The 6,327-nt window shown below is 48.0% G+C and carries 5 protein-coding genes and 1 pseudogene; 5 read left to right on the top strand and 1 reads right to left on the bottom strand.

Annotation, left to right across the window (positions count from 1 at the left end):
- Positions 1-111: 111 nt before the first annotated feature.
- Both HF569_RS06140 and HF569_RS06135 read left to right on the top strand, forming a co-directional pair.
- A pseudogene (locus HF569_RS06140) lies at positions 112-888 on the top strand (glycine betaine ABC transporter substrate-binding protein); the annotation flags it as partial.
- A 363-nt stretch (positions 889-1,251) separates the two neighbouring features.
- Positions 1,252-2,376, top strand: a complete 1,125-nt coding sequence (locus HF569_RS06135) for a vitamin B12 independent methionine synthase (protein ID WP_168901722.1) — start codon at positions 1,252-1,254, stop codon at positions 2,374-2,376.
- Between the two features lie 697 nt (positions 2,377-3,073).
- Here HF569_RS06135 and HF569_RS06130 read toward each other — a convergent pair.
- Entirely contained in the window at positions 3,074-3,628 is a 555-nt protein-coding gene (locus tag HF569_RS06130; protein ID WP_168849935.1) for an NADPH-dependent FMN reductase, read from the bottom strand.
- Between the two features lie 75 nt (positions 3,629-3,703).
- Here HF569_RS06130 and HF569_RS06125 point away from each other — a divergent pair, with 75 nt between their 5' ends.
- The 3 genes from HF569_RS06125 (at position 3,704) to HF569_RS06115 (ending at position 6,125) form a co-directional block, all read left to right on the top strand.
- Positions 3,704-4,150: a MarR family winged helix-turn-helix transcriptional regulator gene (locus tag HF569_RS06125; protein ID WP_168901721.1), complete on the top strand. Its 447-nt coding sequence runs from the start codon at positions 3,704-3,706 to the stop codon at positions 4,148-4,150.
- 122 nt (positions 4,151-4,272) lie between these two features.
- Entirely contained in the window at positions 4,273-4,872 is a 600-nt protein-coding gene (locus HF569_RS06120; protein WP_168901720.1) for a PepSY domain-containing protein, read from the top strand.
- A gap of 404 nt (positions 4,873-5,276) precedes the next feature.
- Complete coding sequence (locus tag HF569_RS06115; RefSeq protein ID WP_168901719.1) at positions 5,277-6,125, top strand: aldo/keto reductase; 849 nt, start codon at positions 5,277-5,279, stop codon at positions 6,123-6,125.
- Positions 6,126-6,327: the final 202 nt, after the last annotated feature.

Below are 6,327 nucleotides of genomic sequence, written 5' to 3'. Positions count from 1 at the left end.
TGATACCATCAAAATTTAGAGTCTCAATACATAGTAAGCAAGATCAAAAGCCGTCAGTTTTTGAAAAACATGAAAACTGACGACTTTTTTGAAAGGTATGAATAATTCAGGCTGATTAACATGTATAAAGATCTGATTGAACACGATCATCCTAATATTAAGGTGACGACTAAGCCCAACTTTGGGGCCACGTCGTTTCTGTTTAAGGCGTTACAGTCTGGCTCGATTGATATTTATCCTGAGTTTACCGGGACGGTCTTGGAATCGTTGGTCACGGGCGAAAAGTCGGCGAGCCATAACCCGGCTAAGACGTATCAAGTGGCTAAAGATGCGCTCAAAAGCCAGCATCAGATGGCTTATTTGAAGCCCATGAAGTATCAAAATGGGTATGACTTGGCGGTCACGCAGAAGTTTGCCAAGCAGTATCACTTGAAGACCGTTTCGGACTTAGTTGCGGTTGAGGACAAGATCCATGCGGGATTCGATCCGGATTTCCACCAATTGAAAGATGGATATCCCGGATTGAAGCAGGCATACGGTTTTAAATTTGCCAGTGTCAAGACGATGGAACCCTCGATTCGTTACAAGGCGATTGCGAACGGCAAAGTTAACCTGGTTGACGGGTATACCACCGATGCGGAGGTGCAGGAATACCATCTCGTCGCGTTGAAGGACGATAAGCAGTTCTTCCCACCGTATCAGGGGGCGCCGTTGATGACGGAAAAGCTGTTGAAAGCTCATCCGGAACTCCGGACGACGCTGAACAAGTTGGCCGGGAAAGTCACGACGACTGACATGCAGAAGATGAACTACCAGGTGTCCGTTAAGCACGAAAAGGCCGCTACGGTGGCGCGGGATTATTTGAAGAGTCATGGCTTATTAGATTAGAGTTGCCCCTTGACAGGTTTTCTGGGGAGGATTACACTGGCTTTAATTTCTAATCGATTTGTCATAAAGCTAGGAGAAGAGTAATGGCCTAACCGTTGTGCAGTGAGCCCGGATAGTGAAAACGGGTCGAGGGTTAGCTGTGAAGATGAGCTCCTAATAGCTACTGAGTGGTTGACGCTGCTCGGTCGGTAGGAACCGTTAACTTTCCGGGTATCAACAGGTACCGTTGAGGCATGGCCCGTGAGGACTGTGTGAACTAGGGTGGTAAAACGAGCGATCGTCCCTTGAACTAAGCAATTGGTTCGAGGGATGATCGCTTTTAATTTACGATGACAGATCACTAAAATCTAGGAGGAATTTAACATGACCACAACGACTTTGAAGGCTTTTCCGTATCGTTACGATGTTGTCGGCAGTCTCTTGCGACCAGTAAACTTGAAGGATGCGCGGGCAAAATTTGCGGCCGGCGAAATTACGGCTGATGAGTTAAAGACGGTTCAACGTACTGAGACCAAGCGGGTCGTGCAGAAGCAAGTTGACCTGGGCTTAAAGGCGGTAACGGATGGTGAATTTAACCGTAGCTGGTGGCACTTGGACTTTCTGTGGGGACTGACGGGGGTCGGGCACTATGATTATCAGCAAAGTTATAAATTCCATGGCAGTAAGACGCGAACGGATAACGCTGATTTAATCGGCAAAGTGGCCTTTAACCCAGACCATCCCTTCTTTGAAAGCTTCCAATACTTACAGAGCTTAGTGCCCGCCGGTGTGGTGGTGAAGCAGACTATCCCGTCACCGACGATGTTGTTCCGGGACAATCGGAGTGATAACTGGCATCAATTCTATGACAGCTGGGATGCTTACTTAGACGATCTAGCCACGGCGTACCATGAAACGATTCAACATTTTTATGATCTAGGATGCCGCTACTTACAATTGGACGATACGACGTGGGCCTTCCTGATCAGCAAGCTGAACGCCACCGCTGATGATCAGGCCGCACATCAAAAATACGTGGGACTGGCTAACGATGCGGTACGGGTGATCAATCAGTTGCTGGAAGGGCTACCTGATGATTTAACGGTTACCACGCACATCTGCCGGGGAAACTTCAAGTCGACTTACCTCTTCTCCGGGAGTTACGACGATGTTGCGGATTACTTAGGTGAACTGCACTATGATGGCCTCTTCTTGGAATATGACAGTGATCGTGCCGGGAGCTTTGCGCCGTTGAAACGAATTTGGAATGGCGATACTGGCAAACGATTGGTGCTGGGATTAGTGACGTCGAAATTCCCAGAGCTAGAAGACGAGTCCGTGGTCAAGGCGCGGATTGCTGAAGCGGCCAAGCAGGTACCCCTGGCCAATCTAGCCTTGTCCACCCAGTGTGGGTTTGCCTCTACTGAGGAAGGCAATCAGCTGACTGAGGAGCAACAGTGGGCGAAGTTACAGCTGGTTAAGCGCATCGCGGATAGTGTTTGGGGCTAATGCCCGTCAGAAGTGAACAAGTACAACAAAAGCCCGATGAGTCGGGCTTTTGTTGTGCAGATAATCACTGCTTTATTAAAGGGTGAAAAGCAACATAGATCAGACTGCCGCCTTGCCGTTCGTCAAGCTTTGAGCTGGAACGCTGTGGTGAGGATGTACTAATCCCCCATAGGGCGGTCTCGAACCTCGCTTTGAGCCGAAAAAGCCGCGTCTCAAAGGCGCCATTTACCAAGAGAACTACGTGGTAAATCCCACGGCTGAGCTCAAATTTGACTCACTCACGGCTACGTGAAGGTCGCCAATCACGATTGTTTAATTGATAATCCGCCAGTTGTATTCAACGACGGCCGTAACCGGAGGAGGGTAGAGGTGGAGCCAGCTGTGTCGACGGTGTTAGCCGATTTTCGGCTTACAGCGTGGGACGCGTTTGGAAACTGACGGTTTTGGTCAGGTTTCAAACCGAGCCGGAGGACCGCTTCTCAGGCCGCAGGCAGTCTCCACAGCAGGCGGAACCTTTGCCAGCCGCAGGTGACTGGTTTAGGCTACTTTTCTTAGCTTGTAGACTCGGGCCTTTCGAGGCTTCAAGTTGTGTTCGCACCGATCCAGCCCATATCTGCCGGCCGGTAAGGCGCAGGGACCACTAGGTTGCCCAGCTTTAGGCCAAATGTGATTATTGCATTGCCTTATCTATCAAGCGTTATTTTGTTAGAACGTGACTGAACTCGGCTCCTAGCTGTTGCGCGTTGAAGGCGTAAGGTGCCAGCGCTGTGTCTGGATCGATGAATTGGCCGCGATCATCCAGGTCATCTTTGCGGAGGCTGATTTGAAGATTGTTGGTCAGTAACTGCATCTTTAATCCGCGAATGACAAGTGCCATTCCCTGAGCGGCTTGGAAGCCACCGTGACCACCGTAAGAGACCATGCTAACGGGCTTGTGGGCCCATTCCTTGTAGAGGTAGTCGAGGGCATTCTTTAAGGGTGCCGGGTAGCCCCAGTTGTATTGGGGGAAGAGGAGCACAAAGCCATCGTATTCTTGAACGAGTTGGCTCCAAACCTGGGTGTGCGCTTGATGGTAGATGCCAGTTGAGGGCTGTTCACTCTCGTCTAGGAAAGGCAAATCAATGGTGGCTAGGTCGATGAAGTCGATTTGCAGGTCAGGTTGCGCCATATTTTTTTGCAGCCATTCGGCGATGCTAGGGCTGATGCGTGAAGGCCGAGTTGACCCTAAAATAATCCCAATGTTTTTAGTCATGGAAAAGACTCCTTAATAATAATTTATTCGTGCATGATGCACACATCTTAGCATTAATCTGGTATACTGACAAGTATGGATAATGAAATTTTTGAAGCACTATTTGAAATTGTCACGTTTTTTAATCAGCCGCAACAGGACCGGCATTTACTCCAACAGGCCGATGTCCCGCTGGAACCAGCCGCTCTGCCGATTGTGGTCCGGGTAGGCCGTCAACCGGAAATTAGCATCGGTCAATTGGCTGATCAGATTGGGCGCAACCATTCGTCAATCAGTCGTCAGGTGGACAAGCTGATCACAGCGGGATGGCTCCAAGAAGCTGAACGCCGTGATCAACGCATCCGCCTGCTAACGTTGACCCCGCAAGGCCAACGTGGATTGATGCAGATTAAGCTCGCACGGGAGGCAGCATTTCGCGAAAAGTTGACGAGCTATTCCAATACGGATCGCGCTGAATTGGCAAGGGTTTTGCAGCAGTTGGCGGATACACTGACGGGTGACAAGAAGCCCTATCATGAATAACATTATGATGGGTGGGCAGGACCCAGCGTTGCGCGCCTAATTAAGTGGTCGCTGACTGAAGTTTATTAGCGTGAAAATAATGAGCGGAACTAACTGGACAACCGATAATGGAGGATCGAGGAATGAAAAGACTAGGAATTCTGTTTGTGAGTGTGTTCATTTTAGCTGGGTGTCAGGCTAGTAAGCCGAAACAGCAAGTTCACCAGTCAAATCAGACTGAGCAGCAGACGTCGCGCCCAACCGCCGCGTCACCTAAAACCATTAAGGTATCGGTAAAAACAGCCATCAGCCGGTTGCATCAGCAGTTTAATGATCAGATCTCACTCAGTGAATTGTCGTTGGAACGCGAGAATGGTCAGTACCGTTACGAGGTCGCGGGCTTAGACAACACGTATGACTATGAAGTCGTGGTGGATGCCCGTTCCGGTAAGGTGTTGCACCACGAAAAAGAGCGGTTGGATCACGACGAAACGGCTGACGTGGCACGTAAACACAAGGCAATTGATGTGCATCGACTCAAGGATTTGAAGCAAATTTCCGCGACGGCCACGCAAAAGGTGGGCGGTGGCTCCGCGGTGAAGTGGTCGTTAGAACGGGAGCATGATCAGGTTCAGTGGGAAGTCAAAGTCCGCGATGGCCAGCAAACCCAGGAAGTTGCCGTTAATGCTTATACGGGGAAAGTGATGACCGTTCAACCGGACGATGACGAAGATGATGACTAATAATTAGCGGCAGTAAATAGGAAAAAGATGAGAATTTAGTAAAAATTGCACAAAAAAATTAACCTCATTGAATCGAACTGGGATTTAGTCTGATTCAATGAGGTTAATATTTAATTTGGACAATTAATTGTTAAGGCATTTTCCGGGTACCTTAACCATAATTACCAAAAAAGCTTTAGTTTGTCGTCTGGTTGTTAAGCAATTGTTTTACGACTTCTTTATAATAACAGAGAAATCAAGGGTTTTGGGCGATTCTCTTGATTTGTAATATTACAAATTCATGGAACCGCAATTTTAACGACATCTGTTTGAAATACCGAACGTTTGCTAAAGCAAATTTGACCATGCCTATCGCGAGAAAGCGTATACTTATTCTAATGGCTGAATAAATTGGAGGGTCAAATATGTCAGTTTTAACGGATACGTTTGGTTTAGCAAATGGGACCCAGATTCCGCAAGTTGGTTTCGGAACTTGGCAAATCCCTGGTGGTGACACGGCTTACAATGCGGTCGCTCATGCGTTAAAGATGGGTTACCGCCACATTGATACGGCGAAAGCCTATGCTAACGAGTCTAGCGTGGGTAAGGCAATTCGCGATTCCGGGATTCCCCGCGAAGATATTTTTGTGACGACCAAGTTGCCAGCAGAAGTTAAAACCTACCAAGGGGCACTCGACGCGTTTGAGACGACCCTGAAGAATCTGGACGTGGGCTACGTGGACTTGTACTTAATTCATGCGCCGTGGCCATGGTCTGACATTGGTAAGGATTGTGATGCGGGTAACCTGGACGTTTGGCGAGCCATGGAAAAGATTTACGCCAGTGGTAAGGCCAAAGCCATTGGCGTTTCTAACTTCAATACCCATGACTTACAAAATATTCTGAATCATGCGCAAGTCGCACCGATGGTTGATCAAATTCAGTACTACGTGGGCTACACGGAACCGAAGATCACCAAATTTGCGCAAGACCACGGGATGTTAGTCGAAGCGTACTCGCCGTTAGCGACAGGCGATATGCTGGATAATCCGGATATTAAAGAAATGGCGAATAAATATCACGTTTCACCCGCCCAATTGGCACTACGGTTCGTTCTTGAAAATGGCGTACTACCGCTGCCTAAAGCAACTGGTCAGGCCCACATTGAAGCTAATGCGCAACTTGATTTCTCCATTGCCGCGGCGGACATGATGAAATTAAATGCAATGAGTGATACTGCCAAAAATCACGAACATAATGGGACACAAGGTTAATTAAATTTAAGCACTTAAGGCGCGACCGGTCACTAACGACTGGTCGCTTTTTTGTGGTTTTGGTTTGGTTAGTAATTGGTATGCGCATTAATTAGATTCGCTTGCAAGATACTTTTAACGAATAATAAATATATCGTTCAGGTTTTGCGGTTTACTTATTGAAAATAGGGATGAAAACCGATATAAAAATATTGATATACGA

It is taken from the genome of Levilactobacillus tujiorum, assembly GCF_012641185.1.
Taxonomy (GTDB): domain Bacteria; phylum Bacillota; class Bacilli; order Lactobacillales; family Lactobacillaceae; genus Levilactobacillus; species Levilactobacillus tujiorum.
The sequence above is the reverse complement of the archived record's forward strand: the minus strand, read 5'-3'. Positions and strand labels throughout refer to the sequence as shown.

Coding starts and splice junctions, on each gene's coding strand:
- HF569_RS06130 (WP_168849935.1), bottom strand. CDS start 3,628: ATGACTAAAAACATTGGGATTATTTTAGGGTCAACTCGGCCTTCACGC.
- HF569_RS06115 (WP_168901719.1), top strand. CDS start 5,277: ATGTCAGTTTTAACGGATACGTTTGGTTTAGCAAATGGGACCCAGATT.
- HF569_RS06135 (WP_168901722.1), top strand. CDS start 1,252: ATGACCACAACGACTTTGAAGGCTTTTCCGTATCGTTACGATGTTGTC.
- HF569_RS06120 (WP_168901720.1), top strand. CDS start 4,273: ATGAAAAGACTAGGAATTCTGTTTGTGAGTGTGTTCATTTTAGCTGGG.
- HF569_RS06125 (WP_168901721.1), top strand. CDS start 3,704: ATGGATAATGAAATTTTTGAAGCACTATTTGAAATTGTCACGTTTTTT.